The sequence below is a fragment of the Pseudomonas sp. NY8896 genome (genome assembly GCF_039634505.1).
The window spans coordinates 5,855,311-5,871,613 of the sequence record NZ_CP132350.1 but is presented as its reverse complement, the minus strand read 5'-3'; the positions used below and the strand labels follow the sequence as shown (position 1 = coordinate 5,871,613).

The 16,303-nt window shown below is 58.0% G+C and carries 17 protein-coding genes; 14 read left to right on the top strand and 3 right to left on the bottom strand.

Features of this window, described 5'->3' with window-relative positions; all coding sequences use genetic code 11:
- Positions 1–32: 32 nt before the first annotated feature.
- A complete protein-coding gene (gene norR, locus Q9451_RS26585) occupies positions 33–1,589 on the bottom strand; it encodes a nitric oxide reductase transcriptional regulator NorR (protein WP_012270555.1) in 1,557 nt (518 codons plus the stop codon).
- A gap of 154 nt (positions 1,590–1,743) precedes the next feature.
- Between norR and hmpA the strand changes: the two genes are divergently transcribed.
- The 14 genes from hmpA (at position 1,744) to Q9451_RS26515 (ending at position 14,425) form a co-directional block, all read left to right on the top strand.
- Positions 1,744–2,922 carry an NO-inducible flavohemoprotein gene (gene hmpA / locus Q9451_RS26580; protein ID WP_012270556.1) on the top strand — a complete coding sequence of 393 codons (1,179 nt, stop codon included), beginning with the start codon at positions 1,744–1,746 and terminating at the stop codon, positions 2,920–2,922.
- A gap of 388 nt (positions 2,923–3,310) precedes the next feature.
- Positions 3,311–3,817, top strand: a complete 507-nt coding sequence (locus Q9451_RS26575) for a disulfide bond formation protein B (RefSeq protein WP_012270557.1) — start codon at positions 3,311–3,313, stop codon at positions 3,815–3,817.
- A gap of 559 nt (positions 3,818–4,376) precedes the next feature.
- Complete coding sequence (gene cyoA / locus Q9451_RS26570; protein ID WP_012270558.1) at positions 4,377–5,318, top strand: ubiquinol oxidase subunit II; 942 nt, start codon at positions 4,377–4,379, stop codon at positions 5,316–5,318.
- A 3-nt stretch (positions 5,319–5,321) separates the two neighbouring features.
- Positions 5,322–7,340 (top strand): cytochrome o ubiquinol oxidase subunit I, encoded by a 2,019-nt coding sequence (cyoB, locus tag Q9451_RS26565; protein ID WP_012270559.1) that lies wholly within the window; start codon positions 5,322–5,324, stop codon positions 7,338–7,340.
- Positions 7,341–7,343: 3 nt separating this feature from the next.
- Positions 7,344–7,970: a cytochrome o ubiquinol oxidase subunit III gene (gene cyoC, locus Q9451_RS26560; protein WP_345960807.1), complete on the top strand. Its 627-nt coding sequence runs from the start codon at positions 7,344–7,346 to the stop codon at positions 7,968–7,970.
- Positions 7,970–8,302 carry a cytochrome o ubiquinol oxidase subunit IV gene (gene cyoD, locus Q9451_RS26555; protein WP_012270560.1) on the top strand — a complete coding sequence of 111 codons (333 nt, stop codon included), beginning with the start codon at positions 7,970–7,972 and terminating at the stop codon, positions 8,300–8,302. Before cyoC ends, cyoD begins: the two co-directional genes overlap by 1 nt.
- 11 nt (positions 8,303–8,313) lie before the next feature.
- On the top strand, positions 8,314–9,201 hold the full coding sequence (gene cyoE, locus Q9451_RS26550) for a heme o synthase (RefSeq protein WP_012270561.1): 888 nt from the start codon (positions 8,314–8,316) through the stop codon (positions 9,199–9,201).
- A gap of 226 nt (positions 9,202–9,427) precedes the next feature.
- The gene (locus tag Q9451_RS26545) at positions 9,428–10,633 is read left to right on the top strand and encodes a site-specific integrase (RefSeq protein ID WP_024570156.1); all 1,206 of its coding nucleotides are present in this window, start codon (positions 9,428–9,430) and stop codon (positions 10,631–10,633) included.
- A gap of 134 nt (positions 10,634–10,767) precedes the next feature.
- Positions 10,768–11,151 (top strand): type II toxin-antitoxin system RelE/ParE family toxin, encoded by a 384-nt coding sequence (locus Q9451_RS26540; protein WP_019043430.1) that lies wholly within the window; start codon positions 10,768–10,770, stop codon positions 11,149–11,151.
- Positions 11,132–11,437 (top strand): DNA-binding transcriptional regulator, encoded by a 306-nt coding sequence (locus Q9451_RS26535; protein WP_019043431.1) that lies wholly within the window; start codon positions 11,132–11,134, stop codon positions 11,435–11,437. The genes Q9451_RS26540 and Q9451_RS26535 overlap by 20 nt, the downstream gene beginning before the upstream one ends.
- Positions 11,438–11,547: 110 nt before the next feature.
- Positions 11,548–11,997, top strand: coding sequence for a TIR domain-containing protein (locus Q9451_RS26530; RefSeq protein WP_236509469.1), 450 nt, complete (start codon positions 11,548–11,550; stop codon positions 11,995–11,997).
- A complete protein-coding gene (locus Q9451_RS26525) occupies positions 11,997–12,623 on the top strand; it encodes a hypothetical protein (RefSeq protein WP_072270844.1) in 627 nt (208 codons plus the stop codon). The genes Q9451_RS26530 and Q9451_RS26525 overlap by 1 nt, the downstream gene beginning before the upstream one ends.
- A 6-nt stretch (positions 12,624–12,629) precedes the next feature.
- Positions 12,630–13,766, top strand: coding sequence for a nucleoside triphosphate pyrophosphohydrolase family protein (locus Q9451_RS26520; protein WP_029158621.1), 1,137 nt, complete (start codon positions 12,630–12,632; stop codon positions 13,764–13,766).
- The gene (locus tag Q9451_RS26515) at positions 13,763–14,425 is read left to right on the top strand and encodes a uracil-DNA glycosylase (protein ID WP_060446450.1); all 663 of its coding nucleotides are present in this window, start codon (positions 13,763–13,765) and stop codon (positions 14,423–14,425) included. Before Q9451_RS26520 ends, Q9451_RS26515 begins: the two co-directional genes overlap by 4 nt.
- A gap of 74 nt (positions 14,426–14,499) precedes the next feature.
- Here the strand turns inward: Q9451_RS26515 and Q9451_RS26510 are convergent, their stop codons facing one another.
- Both Q9451_RS26510 and Q9451_RS26505 read right to left on the bottom strand, forming a co-directional pair.
- Entirely contained in the window at positions 14,500–15,087 is a 588-nt protein-coding gene (locus Q9451_RS26510; RefSeq protein WP_019043436.1) for a hypothetical protein, read from the bottom strand.
- Positions 15,088–15,089: 2 nt separating this feature from the next.
- Positions 15,090–16,232, bottom strand: a complete 1,143-nt coding sequence (locus tag Q9451_RS26505; RefSeq protein ID WP_080375558.1) for a toll/interleukin-1 receptor domain-containing protein — start codon at positions 16,230–16,232, stop codon at positions 15,090–15,092.
- Positions 16,233–16,303: the final 71 nt, after the last annotated feature.

The following is a 16,303-nucleotide window of genomic DNA, read 5'->3' as shown; positions in this document are numbered from 1 at the left end:
GCTTTCTGGGTTAATCCTTTTGTGAGTAGGTCTCAGCGAAGCCCCAATCGGCGGGCCAATCGGCTTAAATTGGCGCGGTCCAGGCCAAGCTCACGCGCCGCTGCTGCCCAGTTGTCCTGATGCTTTTGCAAGCAGGCCTCGATCACTTGGCGCTGGTAGATATCGACCGCTTCGCGCAGGCCGCCTTCAGGCAGGGTGGCCGCTGGCGACGGGGCCGCGTGGGAGGGCGGCGAACCTGGCATTGCCGGCGATACGCGCAGGTCCAGATCGATGGCTTCGAGGGTGAGGATGCGTGGCCGGTCGGGGTGCTGGCCCAGCGCCTTGAGTGCCGAGCGGCCGATCAGGTGCTCCAGCTCGCGCACATTGCCCGGCCAGTCGTAGGCGATGAGTGCGGCCTGGGCCTCATTGCTCAGGCGCAGGCTGTTCAGACCCAACCGTGAACGGTTCTGTTCGAGGAAATAGCCAGCCAATAGCAGCACGTCCCGTCCACGTTCGCGCAACGGCGGCACGTGCAACGGGTACACGCTGAGGCGGTGATAGAAGTCGGCGCGGAAGTTGCCGTTACGCACTTCGGCAGCCAGGTCGCGGTTGGTAGCGGCGATCAGGCGCACGTCCACCCGGTGCTCGCGGTCCGAGCCCAGGCGCTGCAACTGGCCGCTTTGCAGCACGCGCAACAGCTTGGCCTGCACCGTCAGGGGCAGTTCGCCCACTTCATCGAGGAACAGCGTGCCGCCGTTGGCCAGTTCGAACTTGCCACGGCGCTCGCCATGCGCGCCGGTGAAGGCACCGCGCACATGGCCGAACAGTTCGCTTTCCACCAGGGTGTCGGGCAGGGCAGCGCAGTTGAGGCTGATCAACGGCTTGTCGGCGCGGCTGCTGGCCTGGTGCAGGGCCTGGGCCACCAGCTCCTTGCCGACGCCGGTTTCGCCGGTAATCAGCACGGTCAGGTCACTGCCACCGACCAGGCGAATTTCCTCTACCAGGCGTTTGTGCGCGGGGCTTTGGCCAATCAGCTCTTTATCCTGGCCACTGGCCTGGCGGTAGATCTCGGCGCGGTGGTGTTCGTCTTCGGCGCGCAGGGCCAGGTGCTCGATGCGCTCGGCCACGGTAACGGTGGCGGCAGCCAGGCTGGCGAAGGCCTGCAGGGCGTCCAGCTCCAGGCTCTGGAACTGCCCGGGGGTGAGGGCGTCGAGGGTGACCAGGCCCCAGGGGCGCTCATCGACCATCAACGGGCAGCCCATGCAGTCGTGCACTTCAAGGTCGGCATCGGTGGCGTTGACCAGGCCATCGTAAGGGTCGGGCAGTTCGGAGTCGCTGGCAAAGCGGGTGGGTTCCGGGCGGCTGAGCAGTATCTGGAACCGTGGGTGCTCGCTGACCCGGAAGCGCCGGCCCAAGGTGTCCGGGCTCAGCCCATCCACTGCCAGCGGCACCAGCCATTCACCATCCAGGCGCAGCAGTGCGGCAGCATCGCACGGTAGCAGGCTGCGCATGGCCTGCAGCAGGCGGCGGTAGCGTTCCTGGTCGGGCAAATCACGGGACAGGTCGCTTACCAGAGGCAGCAGGGCGGTCAGCAGCGGCTTTGTGGTCATATGGACTCCTGTAGGTCGATATGACTATACGCTGGGGTAGGTCGTTTTGACATGACCTGCGTCAAACCCCTGATTTTGCGGGCGATAAAAGTTGGCACGATTGCTGTAGTAGCAGGGACAGTCATTTGAAGCCACAGGCTCAGGAGTTGTTGCAATGCTCAATGCCGAACAACGTGCAATCATCAAAGCCACTGTACCCCTGCTGGAAAGCGGCGGCGAAGCACTGACCACTCACTTTTACAAGATGATGCTTAGTGAGTACCCGGAGGTACGGCCGCTGTTCAACCAGGCCCACCAGGCCAGCGGTGACCAGCCGCGTGCGCTGGCCAACGGCGTGCTGATGTATGCCCGCCATATCGACCAGTTGGAACAACTGGGTGGCCTGGTCGGGCAGATCATCAACAAGCATGTTGCCCTGCAGATTCTGCCGGAGCACTACCCGATCGTCGGCAGCTGCCTGCTGCGCGCCATCGAGGAGGTGCTTGGCAAGGACATCGCCACCCCTGCCGTGATCGATGCCTGGGCTGCGGCCTATGGCCAGTTGGCCGACATCCTGATTGGTGCTGAAGAGAACCTCTATAAAGAGAAGGAAGAGGCCGAAGGCGGCTGGCGCGGTACTCGCGAATTCCGCCTGGTGCGCCGCGAGCAGGAAAGCAGCGAGATCGTCTCGTTCTACTTTGCCCCGGTGGACGGCAAACCGGTACTCAAGGCCGAACCTGGCCAGTACATCGGCTTGAAGCTGGACATCGACGGCGCCGAGCAGCGCCGTAACTACTCCCTGTCGGCGCTGTGCGATGGCAAGGAGTACCGGATCAGCGTCAAGCGCGAGGCGGGTGGCAAGGTCTCCAATTACCTGCACGATGAGCTGGTGGTGGGCGATACCCTGCAGCTGTTCCCGCCGGCGGGTGACTTTACCCTGGCCGCCAGCGACAAGCCGCTGGTGCTGATCAGCGGTGGCGTAGGCATTACTCCGACCTTGGCGATGCTGCAGGCAGCGTTGCAAACCCGCCGTGAGGTGCATTTCATTCACTGTGCGCGTAACGGCGCGGTGCATGCCTTCCGTGACTGGATCGATGGGCTGGCAGCGCGTCATCCGCAACTCAAGCGCTTCTACTGCTATGCCGAGCCAGAAGGTGGCGCTGCAGCCGATGCCGTGGGTTTGCTGAGCGAAGACCTGCTGGCCGAATGGCTGCCGCAGGAGCGTGATGTGGATGCCTACTTCCTGGGGCCCAAGGCTTTCATGGCCGCGGTCAAGCGCCAGCTGAAGGGCCTGGGTGTGCCGGAGCAGCAGAGCCGTTATGAGTTCTTCGGGCCGGCGGCTGCCTTGGAGTGATGTGAAACCTGTACCGGCCCTTTCGCGGGCAAGCCCGTGAAAAGGCCGGTACAGGCAAATATCGTTATCCCTGCGGCACTACACCTTCCTGCCTATATATAAGGAAAGATGAAACCGGGCACAGCGCTTTCATCTTTAATCCTCCTTTAATCACGGTATCCTTCACTCCCGGGTGTCGAGGGGCTTGCCCCTGCGCGGCACTCGGGCAGCCGTTTTTTTGCCGCTCGGCGTTGAACCGACGTCGTTGCGGCCGGTCTCAGCCACACCGGATAGCCCTGCGCAGCGCTATCACGCCGCTTCCTCGGCACGCTCACAGGCCTTGCCCAGCGTGTAGACTTGCGCTCAGGCAGGCGGACCACGCTGCCACTATCCATCGAAGGAACCGGTAATGAACGAACAAACATCGCGCCTGAATCGGGAACGGCGCTTTCTGGTGCTGCTGGGCCTGATCTGCCTCTCGCTGATCGGCGGCGCTCTCTATATGCAAGTGGTGCTGGGCGAGGCACCTTGCCCATTGTGCATCCTGCAGCGTTATGCGCTGCTGTTCATTGCCGTGTTTGCCTTCATCGCCGCAGCGATGCCTGGGCGCCGCAGCTTGAGCTTCTTCGAAGCGCTGGTGGTGCTCAGTGCCATTGGCGGAGTCGTTGCGGCCGGCAACCATGTGTATATACTCGCCAACCCCATGGTCAGTTGCGGCATCGATACCCTGCAGCCGATCGTGGATGACCTGCCACTGGCCAAGCTGTGGCCGCTGGCGTTCCAGGTCGATGGCTTCTGCAGCACGCCGTACCCGCCGATCCTCGGCCTGTCGCTGGCGCAATGGGCACTTGTGGCGTTCGTGCTGACTGCTGTGCTGGTTCCGCTCGGGATCTACCGCAACCGACGCCAGGCTTAGACAAAAGTCCCGAATTGCATGGGGTCTTTTACACCGCATGAGAAGAGCGAAAAGTTGCGCACCGCTTGATCCAGATCAACCTCTAGGCCTTGCAGAATGCGGCTTTGAGGCCTAGCAAGCGGGGTGCGACAAACTGTCGCGAAGTTGAATTATTGAGCAGCATTGTTACGCATTCTGTAAAAGACTGTTGCTCAATAAGTCATAGTCAAGGGTTGGCGACCTATCTACAATCGCCCCCAATTTCCGTTCGGCACTGCTTGCGAGTCGCAGGATTGAAGGAAGCCCCAGCGCTCCTTTTTGCTGACTTCGTCAAGTTTCGCCCAACGGCGATACCGGGCGGACACCCCTCCGCGTTTTCCCGCACCAAATGGACTTGGTCTGAAGTACAGGCCTGTTGCCTACGAAACCATAAGCACCGCTAACCCGCTTGAAGCCAAGGTCCTGCAGTCGGACCCCAGGCAGGAGCGAGTACGGGCGCGAAATGCCTCACTTGGCAGGACGAAGTGTTGGCTACCAAAACACAAATTGCATTGAAGCAAGCTGATCTAGAGGTCGTGAGATGAGTAAAAAGCGTTACCCCAGACTGTTTGGCATATTGCCCTTTTTAGGCATGCTTTTACTCAGTGGGTGCAACTGGACCCTGCTCGACCCGAAGGGCCAGGTCGGCATTGAGCAAAAGAACCTGATCCTGATCGCTACCGGCCTGATGCTGCTGGTGGTAATCCCTGTCATCATCATGACCTTGGCGTTCGCCTGGAAGTACCGTGCTTCCAACAAGGCAGCCACCTACACCCCTGACTGGTCGCACTCGACCAAGATCGAGGCTGCGGTGTGGATCATCCCGATCCTGATCATCATCGCCCTGGGTTACGTCACCTACCACTCCACCCACAAGCTGGACCCATACCGTCCACTGGATTCCGATGTGAAGCCGGTGCAGATCGACGTGGTCGCGCTGGACTGGAAGTGGCTGTTCATCTACCCGGAGCAGGGCATTGCCACGGTCAACAAGATCGTCTTCCCAGCTAACACCCCGGTCAACTTCCGCGTCACTTCCGACGCCGTGATGAACTCGTTCTTCATCCCGGGCCTGGGTGGCCAGATCTACGCCATGGCCGGCATGACCACCAAGCTGCACCTGATCGCCAACGAAAACGGCGAGTTCGACGGTATCAGCGCCAACTACAGCGGTGCTGGCTTCACCGGCATGAAATTCAAGGCTACTGCCACCTCTCAGGAAGACTTCGACAAGTGGGTCGCCGAGGTCAAGCAGTCGCCGAAGAAGCTGGACAAGGCCGAATACGACGCCTTGGCCAAACCAAGCGAAAACAACCCAGTCGCGCTGTATAGCGAGGCTTCGCCTGAGCAGTTCCAGCTGATCGTCGACAAGTACGAAGGCATGAACCGCGGCCGTAGCCACGAAGAAGCAGGCAGCAAAGATCTGGCCACAACCAAGGGTGTGGAATCGAGTATGCAACCAGCTGCCGGTGCAGAGGAGTAAGAGATGTTCGGTAAACTAAGCCTGGAGGCGATACCCTATCACGAGCCGATAGTCATGGTGACGCTTGCCATGATCGCGCTCGGCGGTATCGCTGTCGTCGGTCTTATCACCTATTTCCGCAAGTGGACCTACTTGTGGAGCGAGTGGCTGACTACTGTCGACCACAAAAAGATCGGCGTGATGTACATCATCGTCGCGATGATCATGCTGCTGCGCGGCTTTGCCGACGCCATCATGATGCGTACCCAGCTGGCTGCCGCAACCGGTGGCTCCGAAGGCTACCTGCCGCCTGAACACTATGACCAGATCTTCACCGCTCACGGTGTGATCATGATCATCTTCATGGCGATGCCGTTCTTCACCGGCCTGATGAACCTGGCGGTTCCTCTGCAGATCGGTGCACGTGACGTTGCCTTCCCGTTCCTGAACTCCCTGAGCTTCTACCTGCTGCTGGCAGGCGTGCTGCTGGTCAACATCTCGCTGGGCGTTGGTGAATTCGCCAAGACCGGCTGGGTTGCCTATCCGCCGCTCGCGGGCATTCAGTACAGCCCTGGGGTGGGTGTCGACTACTACATCTGGGCGCTACAGCTATCCGGATTGGGTACGACGCTTACCGGCGTGAACTTCCTCGTCACCGTGATGAAGATGCGCGCACCTGGCATGAAGCTGATGGACATGCCGATCTTCACCTGGACCTGCACCTGGGCCAACGTACTGATCGTCGCTTCGTTCCCGATTCTGACCGCTGCACTCGCACTGCTGACTGTTGACCGTTATCTGGACTTCCACATTTTCACCAACGAGCTTGGTGGGAACCCGATGATGTACGTCAACCTGTTCTGGGCGTGGGGTCACCCTGAGGTTTACATCCTGATCCTGCCGGCCTTCGGCGTGTTCTCGGAAGTGACTTCGACGTTCTCTGGCAAACGCCTGTTCGGCCACCACTCGATGATCTACGCATCGGGCGCGATCGCCATCCTGGGCTTTGCGGTATGGCTGCACCACTTCTTCACCATGGGTGCCGGCGCCAGCGTCAACACCTTCTTCGGCCTGGCGACGATGCTGATCTCCATCCCGACCGGTGTGAAGCTGTTCAACTGGCTGTTCACCATGTACCAAGGCCGTGTGCGCTTCACCGCACCGATGCTCTGGACCCTGGGCTTCATGGTCACCTTCTCCATCGGTGGCATGACCGGCGTACTGCTGGCCGTTCCGGGTGCTGACTTCGTTCTGCACAACAGCCTGTTCGTTATTGCGCACTTCCACAACGTGATCATCGGTGGCGCGGTATTCGGCTACATCGCCGGTTTCGCCTTCTGGTTCCCGAAAGCCTTCGGCTTCACCCTGAACGAGAAGTGGGGCAAAGCTGCCTTCTGGTTCTGGCTGTCGGGCTTCTACGTTGCGTTCATGCCGCTGTACGCCCTGGGCTTCATGGGCATGACCCGTCGTCTGAACCACTCCGACAACCCACTGTGGGAACCCTACCTGTACGTAGCCGTTGTCGGCGCCGTGCTGATCCTGTTCGGTATCGCTTGCCAGCTGATCCAGCTGTACGTATCGGTTCGCGACCGCAACCAGAACCTGGACGTGACCGGCGACCCATGGGGCGGCCGTACCCTGGAATGGTCGACTTCGTCGCCACCTCCGTTCTACAACTTCGCCCACATGCCTGAGCAGGTTGGCCTGGATGCATGGCACGAAACCAAGGAAACCGGCAAGGCTTACAAGCCGGCGACCAAGTTCGACGCCATCCACATGCCAAGCAACACCTCGACGGGTCTGTTCATGGGCCTGTTCCTGACCGTCTTCGGCTTTGCCTTCATCTGGCACATCTGGTGGCTGGTTGGCGCAAGCCTGGTTGCAACCATCGCTGTCTTCGTTCGCCACGCTGCCCGTGACGACCAGGGCTACATGGTTCCGGCCGAAGAAGTGGCGCGCATCGAAGGCGAGCGTATGAAAGCGCTGGCCAAAGCAGGTGCTCTGCCTGCCGGCGCACGTGTCGAATCGTTTGAGCGGGTGTAATCAATGTCCAGTCAAGTAATGCACGGCGGCGCTGCTCATGGTCACGACCATGGGCATGACGACCACCACCACGACTCGGGCCAGATGACCGTACTGGGCTTCTGGCTGTACCTGATGACCGACTGCATCCTGTTTGCGTCGCTCTTCGCCACCTACGCGGTGCTGTCCGGCAGTTTTGCCGGCGGCCCGTCGGGTCATGACATCTTCCAGCTCGATTTCGTAGCTGTTGAAACGCTGTTCCTGCTGCTGTCCTCGATCACCTTCGGCTTCGCCATGCTGAAGATGTTCGATGGCAAGAAAGCGGGTGTACTGGGCTGGTTGGCTGTGACCTTCCTGTTCGGTGCAGGCTTCATCGCGATGGAAATCTATGAATTCCATCACCTGATCAGCGAAGGCTTCGGCCCGCAGCGCAGTGGCTTCCTGTCGGGCTTCTTCGCCCTGGTAGGTACCCACGGTCTGCACGTGACTGCTGGTCTGATCTGGATGGCAGTCATGATGTACCAGATCAACAAGCACGGCATCACGCCGACCGCCAAGACCCGCATGAGCTGCCTGAGCCTGTTCTGGCACTTCCTGGACGTGGTCTGGATCTGCGTATTCACCGTCGTTTACCTGCTGGGAGTTCTGTAATGGCTAACGCACACGACACTCATCACGAAGGTAACCACGGCAGCGTCAAGTCGTACATGATCGGCTTCGTACTGTCGATTATCCTGACTGCGATCCCGTTCGGCCTGGCCATGACCGCCAGCCTGCCGAAGAACCTGACCGTACTGATCATCGTTGCCATGGCCGTGATCCAGGTAGTTGTTCACCTGGTTTACTTCCTGCACATGGACCGCTCGAAAGAGCAACGCAACAACGTATCGACGTTCCTGTTCACCACCATGGTGATCGCTCTGCTTGTCGGCCTGTCGCTGTGGATCATGTTCAGCATCCACTTCGAAATGTTGGCCAAGTGAGGTAAGACTGCATGTCCGTTAAGCACTTTATCCAAATCACCAAACCGGGGATCATTTTCGGTAACGTGCTTTCCGTGGCAGGCGGTTTCTTCCTTGCCTCGAAGGGCCATGTGGACTTCGCCCTGTTCCTGGCGGTGGTGATCGGTACTTCGCTGGTGGTCGCGTCCGGATGCGTGTTCAACAACTGCATCGACCGTGACATCGACCACAAGATGGAGCGCACCAAGAACCGCGTCATGGTGCAGGGCGGCATGTCGCTGCCCCTCGCGCTGATCTACGCCACCCTGCTCGGGGTGGCGGGTTTCAGCTTGCTGTATGTTCAGGCCAACCCGCTGTCGGCGTTCTGCGCGCTGATCGGCTTCATCGTCTACGTCGGTTTCTACAGCCTGTGGCTGAAGCGTAAATCGGTGCACGGCACCTTGGTCGGCAGCCTGTCCGGTGCCATGCCTCCGGTGATCGGCTACTGCGCCGTCAGCAACAGCTTCGACCTGGCTGCGGTAACCCTGCTGGTGATGTTCAGCCTGTGGCAGATGCCGCACAGCTTTGCCATCGCGATCTTCCGCTTCAAGGATTACAGTGCTGCCAACATTCCGGTTCTGCCGGTGGCGCGCGGTGTTCTTGCGGCGAAGAAGCAGATCGTGCTGTACGTGCTGGCCTTCGTGCTCGCCACCTTGATGCTTACCCTCGGCGGTTACGCCGGCCTCGGCTACCTGGCCGTGGCGGCTGCCATGGGCCTGTACTGGCTGTACATGGCTTGGGGTGGCTACAAGGCCGAGGACGACAGCAAGTGGGCCCGTAAGGTATTCGGCTTCTCCATCCTCACCGTCACTGCCCTGAGCGTGATGATGGGTGTGGACAGCCAGACCGCTGCGGACGTGCTGATGACTTACGCACGCTGATACTGCTGCCTGTTTCACGAAAACCCCGGCCATGTGCCGGGGTTTTTTTATTTCACCATGACTCCAGCACCGCATTTCGCTGGACTACGCCCAAGCCCGATACAGCAGGTTTATCAATAACTTAGGCGAGTTCAACATATGCCGGTGCTTTCCGAAACCTGACCCGGCTTCCCCTCTGCTGACCCCTATGAGGCTCCTGGAAACCGGGTCTTTCCGAGGAGTCATCGTGGCAAAAATCAAGCTCACCAAGTCCGCAGTCGATGCGGCACAACCTCAGGCGCAGGCCGTCGAATTCCGGGACACGCTGGTGCCCGGCTTCCTGTGCAAGGTTACGCCAGCAGGCCGCAAGGTGTTCATGCTCCAGTATCGGACGAACGCCGGCGAACGCCGCAAGCCCGCCTTGGGCCTCTATGGGGAACTCACCGTCGAACAAGCCCGTTCCCTTGCCCAGGAGTGGCTGGCCGAGGTCCGTCGGGGTGGTGACCCCGGTGCGGCCAAGACCGCCGCGCGCAAGGCCCCGACCGTCGCTGAACTGTGTGTGAAGTTCATGGAGGACCACTCCAAGCAGCGCAACAAGCCCAGCACGCAGGCCGGCTACCAAAAGTGCATCACCCGTAACATCATCCCGATGCTGGGCCGCATGAAGGTGCAGGACGTGAAACGCCCGGACGTGGCCGGGGCGATGAAGAAGATGGCGCACAAGCCCGCGGACGCGAACCGCACGTTCAGCGTGATGCGCAAGATGTTCAACCTGGCCGAAGTCTGGGGCTACCGGCCGGACGGCACCAACCCGTGCCGCCATGTCCCGATGTACCCCAACGGCAAGGCCACGCACCTCATCAGCGACGAGGAGATGGGCAAGCTGTTCCGGTATCTCGACTATCTGGAAACCGATGGGTTGGGGCTGGATCATGCGATCCTTCCGCTGGCCATCCGGTTGCAATTCGAGTTCGCGGGCCGCCGCTCCGAGATCGTCACCCTGCAATGGGATTGGGTGGATTTGGAGAACCGGCGCGTGGTCTGGCCCGACAGCAAGACCGGCGGCATGTCCAAGCCCTTAAGCGAGGAAGCCTACCGCCTGCTTTCCACCGCGCCGCACCAGGACGGTTGCCCGCACGTGTTCCCGTCCCCGAATCATCCGGGGCAGCACCTGACCACGGGCGAGTATTACAGCGGCTGGACGCGCATCCTCAAGCGCGCCGGCGTGACCCACGTGGGCACGCACGGCATCCGCCACCGTTCGGCCACCGACATCGCTAACTCGGGGATTCCGGTGAAGGTCGGCATGGCGCTGACGGCGCACAAGACCGTGGCAATGTTCATGCGTTACGTCCACACCGAGGACAAACCGGTACGCGAGGCGGCCGAACTGGTGGCGAACCGGCGCAAGGCGATCACCGGGGCGCAGCGCCCGGTAGAGGTGGCAGCATGAGCAGGTTCCAACACATGGCTTCTGCTGCCGGAATTGTCGCGACACTGTCACGACAATTTCAGGGTCCCCTCCTTGGCCGGCTGCGGGACTGGAAAAGTATGCCCGTTTCGGGCATACTTTAGAGGTTGCCTGACATGAATGTCCTCAAGCGCAAGGACTTTGCACGGTGGCAGGCGGGCGAGAAGCTGCCCGATGCCGCCTTGTGCCGGGCGGTTCACGAGATGGAGGCTGGCCTGATTGATGCTGACCTGGGCGGCTTCCTCTACAAAAAGCGGGTGGCCCGTCTTGGTGGCGGCAAGAGCGGCGGTTATCGAACGCTGCTGTCAGCGCGAATCGGTAGCCGCTATGTGTTTCTGCATGGATTCCCAAAAAGCGATAAGGCGAACATCACGCAGGACGAAAGGAAGGCGCTGCAGTTCGCCGGAAAGGTGTTTCTGGAGCTATCGGCAGAGGACTTGATGAAAGCGCTGCAGATAGGCGTTCTATTGGAGGTGTGTTGTGACGAGCAAGCTCATTGAATCCCTGCGCGGCGATCTGGCCGCGCTGCACGATGCCGGCGCGATCGGCAAGGTGACGATGCGCGAGTTCGACGCCATCTGCCCGCCGCCAGTACGGGAGTTCAGCGCGGCCGACATCAAGCGGCTGCGCGAGGAACTGAAGTTCAGCCAGCCGGTGTTCGCACTGCACCTGCACACCACGGCATCCACGGTACGCAAGTGGGAGCAAGGCGACACCCATCCTGCAGGGCCAGCCCTCAAACTGCTCAATGTCATCGCGAACAAGGGGCTGCAGGCAATCCTTTGATCAAGACAAATAGGTCTGCACTTCCCGCAGACATCTGCCTCAAATGAAGTTACGATGTTTAACGGTTGTAAAAACATCTATGGAGGTAACGGGTGGCGGAGACGAGAAACGTGTTTATCAGCCATGTCCATAAGGACGATCATGGACTCCAGAAGCTCAAAGATCTACTGGCTCCGAAGGGTCTGGATGTCAGAGACTCCTCGATTCATACAGGGAAGTTCAACAACGCCACTGATGAGCACTACATAAAGACCCAAATTCTGGCACCTGCGATCAACTGGGCTGGCGTCTTCATTTGCTACGTTTCTCCCCAGACAAAAGATAGCGATTGGGTTAACTGGGAGATTGAATATGCTGCAAAGCAGGGCAAACGCATTGTGGGCGTTTGGGAACATGGTGAAAAAGAATGTGATATTCCCGATGCCTTGAAGGAATACGCTGACGCCTTGGTTGGTTGGAACGGCGATGCAATCATTGATGCGATTAATGGCAAAGACACATGGGAAAAGCCTGATGGTGGTTCCTGCAGCACTGTTCCCCTTAAGCGACACCCCTGCTGATGGCTCGCATTCACTCCTACGTGGTGCGCTACGACAGTGGTTTTGCACCCAATCCGTTTTATGGTCACTGTACGCTAGTAACCTGTAAGCCAGGTATTCGCCGCAGTGCCGAAGTTGGTGACTGGGTCATCGGCAGCGGCAGCAATGCCCATGGCGTGGGTCGAGGTGGACATCTTGTGTACGGCATGCGCGTTACCGAGGTAATGACACTCGACGAATATGCGCTGAATCCCAGTTTTGAATCGAAAAAACCTTTTCGCAACGGAAGCCGGAAGCAAAGTTGTGGAGACAACATCTACTTTAGAGATGGGCCTGAGGCAGCTTGGCAGCAACGAGATTCTTTTCACTCCCGGGAAGACGGAACACTTAATCCTCAGCACGTACAGCGCGACACTGGAGTAAACAGGGTTTTGGTCAGCAATGACTTTGTTTATTTCGGAGGGACGGGGCCAAAGTTCCCTCTAGAACTGCAAGACCGAAATGGTAGACCTCTGTGCAAAAGTGGCATAGGGTTGACTTGCTTTAATGATCCTCAACTGCTTGCCAATCTAGAGAAATGGATACGTAGTTTGGGTGTTGCCGGCTATCAAGGGCCCCCATTCGAATGGCTCACTCTTCGCGGATAATTTGACATGCAAAAAGAAGGATCTCTTCTGCTCTCGGATTATGCAGCAGAAATTGCAGCTACCGATGTGCTCAATCCGACCGATTTTTCCCCAGTTCTTCAAGGTTTATATGGGGAAATAGGCGGAATTATGGCTACGGCAAAAAAGCATATTCGGGAGAAATCCGCCTATCCTGGGTTTAAGAAGGCGGCCGAAGAAGAGTTTGGCGACACTCTCTGGTATCTGGCAGCGCTCTGCAGGCGTATGCAAATTCCCCTTGAAGAGGTTTTTGCCGAGGCAGCGAACCATGGGGATTTTAAGAACGTGGGAGCCGCCAGCGACATGGCCGAGGGCGCGTTGGCTTACATTGCCATGCCAATTGCTGAACCGGGTTCGGTGGATACCACGCTGGTACGTTTAGGTCAGTCAGCCGCAGCATTGTTGGGTAGTTCCCCTACGCATAGTGATCTAGTTTCCTTTGCACGAGCTTATTTGGACGCCATTCGTGCTGCCGAATTGATATTTTCAGAAGTGGCGCGCGGCAATCTTCGGAAAGCTCGCGGGGCCTTTTTAGAGCCACAACCTGCTGATTTAATTGGTCTTGATTTCGATAGCGATTTCGGGGATGAAGAACAACTGCCCAGAAATTTCAAAATTAGAGTCAATCAACGAGGAAGCGGAAAGAGCTATCTTCAATGGAATGGGGTATTTATAGGAGACCCTCTGACTGACAATATTGCTGACCGCGATGGTTATCGATTTCACGACGTCTTCCATTTTTCATATGCGGCCGTACTACATTGGTCACCCGTGATTCGGGCATTGATCAAGCATAAACGAAAAAGCAAGCCGAAGTACGATGAGGAGCAGGATAGTGGTCGAGCCATTGTTGTTGAAGAAGGCCTTACTGCCTGGATTTTTTCTAGAGCAAAGGAATTGAATTTCTTCGAGAAGCAGGAGAAGATTTCTCTGGGAATTCTGAAAACCATTGGTGAATTTGTTAGCGGCTATGAAGTGGAAAAGTGTCCGCTGAAGTTGTGGGAGAAAGCTATCCTTGACGGGTATGCCGTTTTTCGGCAGCTCAAAGAAAATCAGGGAGGTTGGATCATTGGCGACCGTGAACAGCGCACAATCAAATATATGCCGCTGGAGCTTGAGAAATGAAGACTCACCCTTTTGTCGAGGCGGTGGCCTCGCTGCAGTTTGAAAACTGTTTTAACCCGTATTCAGATCGTTGCGAAGTGCATGACCGTCGCGATGCACCTCGGCGCCGAACTGCGGCGCTTTCTGCCATGCTGCGTTGCGCGCTGGAGGAACCGGTCGATGCAATATGGATTGGCCGAGACCTTGGATACCGTGGGGGGCGCCGCACGGGGCTGGCCCTGACTGATGACGTTCACATGACCCATCATGCCAAGCGTTGGGACCTCGATTTAGTTGCAGAACGACCTACCGTAGGAAGCGCAGTGGCTGAGCGAACTGCTGCAGTCATATGGAACATGCTGGAGCACATTGATGCTCGTATCTTCCTTTGGAACGTCTTCCCACTTCATCCGCACGAATCGGGTGATCCGTTTACCAACCGGCAGCACAATGCTCGTGAAAGACGTGCGGGCGAAGAATTGCTGCAGCAACTTATTGACCTATTGCAGCCATCCCGCATCGTTGCCATAGGAAATGACGCTGCCGCAGCAGCTCATCGCATCACGGATACGGTGCCCGTTATTTGTGTGAGGCATCCGAGTTACGGTGGCCAAACACAGTTTCAGGAGCAAATTTCGGAACTCTATGGATACCCACTACGGAATCAATCACTTTTTTGAACGGGCGTTGGCGGTTTCTTTAACCAGTTGCAATCGATGCTGCGAGCCAGCTGATCACATTGTCGCGGATATGGCTAGCGTCCCTTATCATCGATGGCCATCGTGAGGTGAGTGTGAAAGAGCCGAGCGAAGTCCACGTCGGCAAGATCTCCATCGGCGAAGTAGCCTCGATCCTTGGAGAGATTCAACGCCGCTCCCCCCGGTGAAGGGACAGGCAATACCTTGGCGGCTGGGTGAAAGTGTCTGAACAGTTCGTGCTCCGCCTCTACGCCCTCCATGCCCCCGATGAATACTGCCGCAACTAAGTCTTCACGTGACAGCATTTGCTCGCGCATCATCAACAGGCTCGCTTCCCGCTCATTGGGAATCGCTTCGGTATAAACGACATTCTGGAAGTGCTTGTTCTCTTCGGGATAGCGGTCCTCAAAGAATCTACTCTGATACAAGATCACTGACTGGGAGTAGTCCACACCCAAGTCTTCACAGATTGTCCAGATCATCGGCGTAATGGCAGGATGGCCGCCCCAGACAATCTTGTGCCGACGAATCACAGCCATTGCCAACTCTCGTACTGCACATTGGATAAGGAACGGATTAGCCGTTTCATGATAAGTGCCTCGGCCAACAAGCGGCACGCTGGCCGAAAGGAAGATGGCGCTCATGCTCAAGCCACCCAATCTGCAAATTGCCAACCTGCCTCGCTCGACTTGACCCATCGTGCGGAATGGATGTACTGGCCAAGCCAGTCCAAATGTCCTAGCCATCGAGGATGCAAGCCGACGTGATCGTAGACAACGGCGACTGACTGATCAGGTGAATTTGTCGAGGCCTCATGCAGTGTTGTCGATGTAGGAACACCAACCGTGGGATACACCACCACTGCCCGACCATCTGGCAGTCGGATATGAACGGCCCTGTTACTCCCCACTCCGATTACTTGACCACCGATCGTTTGAATGGCATTTCGCAGATTGCTCACAAGATTGACGGAACGCACGGCATGGCTCTGACTGCGGACTTCCTCAAGTTGCAAGCAGATGCGCTCTACCGCCCCGTCGGCCAGACGCCCTGTGCCCGGGTCTACTTCTTCGGGCAATAGTTCTGCCCGGCTTGCAGTAGCTGTGCGCGCAGAAGGTGTGGCATCCGGCCAGCCGACCCGAAGAACGCTGATGCCCTTGGCCAACGCGCGTCCGAACTCCGCGCTCGTCCAGCGACTTTCGAAATAACCTGGCGTGTCGAGCATCACGAGCACATCAGAATCGCAGAGCCGATGCCACAGCATGGTCTGGAAGTCCTCCGCAGGTGGAATGCCGTGCGTGTCGAGGAATACGTCGAAAAGTCGAACTGACAAAGCGTCAAACAGTTGCAAAGCAGCTTCTCGGGCTTCACCTCGGCGGTAGCTCACAAAAACCCGCCGCTGCCGAGGGAGTAATCCTGCACATTCCAGCAATGCGGTCGCAACGCGTTGTGCACCACCTGCTGCATACGCTAGGCAGTTGAGCGGTTGCAACATTGCAGGAATCTCTGCGCTGACTCTACTGACATCCGACGCCACCGGCAGCAATGGGATGCCACGCTCTAACAGCTTTGCAACATTGGCAATAGGAGCATTCTCACCTCCAAAAAAAACTGCGGCGGCTGATCTTTGCTGCGGCGGCTCGAACGATTCGGGACAAATATCCCATCCGACCTCATGACCCAGCCTCAGATTGAACATGCCTACGGCGTGAGCCACGATATTCTCAAGCTCAGAAATCTGAGCAGCACTTGGTGCCCCAAGTATTGCAAGCTGATATAGAGAAGGCATGTTTACCTTAGTCGAATAATTTTTAGAAATCGGGCGAAAGCATCCCACTCAGGCACGATTCCTGTGGGCCT

Excerpts from the sequence above, each read along its gene's own strand:
- norR (WP_012270555.1), bottom strand. The coding sequence starts at position 1,589 with ATGACCACAAAGCCGCTGCTGACCGCCCTGCTGCCTCTGGTAAGCGAC.
- hmpA (WP_012270556.1), top strand. The coding sequence starts at position 1,744 with ATGCTCAATGCCGAACAACGTGCAATCATCAAAGCCACTGTACCCCTG.
- Q9451_RS26575 (WP_012270557.1), top strand. The coding sequence starts at position 3,311 with ATGAACGAACAAACATCGCGCCTGAATCGGGAACGGCGCTTTCTGGTG.
- cyoA (WP_012270558.1), top strand. The coding sequence starts at position 4,377 with ATGAGTAAAAAGCGTTACCCCAGACTGTTTGGCATATTGCCCTTTTTA.
- cyoB (WP_012270559.1), top strand. The coding sequence starts at position 5,322 with ATGTTCGGTAAACTAAGCCTGGAGGCGATACCCTATCACGAGCCGATA.
- cyoC (WP_345960807.1), top strand. The coding sequence starts at position 7,344 with ATGTCCAGTCAAGTAATGCACGGCGGCGCTGCTCATGGTCACGACCAT.
- cyoD (WP_012270560.1), top strand. The coding sequence starts at position 7,970 with ATGGCTAACGCACACGACACTCATCACGAAGGTAACCACGGCAGCGTC.
- cyoE (WP_012270561.1), top strand. The coding sequence starts at position 8,314 with ATGTCCGTTAAGCACTTTATCCAAATCACCAAACCGGGGATCATTTTC.
- Q9451_RS26540 (WP_019043430.1), top strand. The coding sequence starts at position 10,768 with ATGAATGTCCTCAAGCGCAAGGACTTTGCACGGTGGCAGGCGGGCGAG.
- Q9451_RS26525 (WP_072270844.1), top strand. The coding sequence starts at position 11,997 with ATGGCTCGCATTCACTCCTACGTGGTGCGCTACGACAGTGGTTTTGCA.
- Q9451_RS26520 (WP_029158621.1), top strand. The coding sequence starts at position 12,630 with ATGCAAAAAGAAGGATCTCTTCTGCTCTCGGATTATGCAGCAGAAATT.
- Q9451_RS26515 (WP_060446450.1), top strand. The coding sequence starts at position 13,763 with ATGAAGACTCACCCTTTTGTCGAGGCGGTGGCCTCGCTGCAGTTTGAA.
- Q9451_RS26510 (WP_019043436.1), bottom strand. The coding sequence starts at position 15,087 with ATGAGCGCCATCTTCCTTTCGGCCAGCGTGCCGCTTGTTGGCCGAGGC.
- Q9451_RS26505 (WP_080375558.1), bottom strand. The coding sequence starts at position 16,232 with ATGCCTTCTCTATATCAGCTTGCAATACTTGGGGCACCAAGTGCTGCT.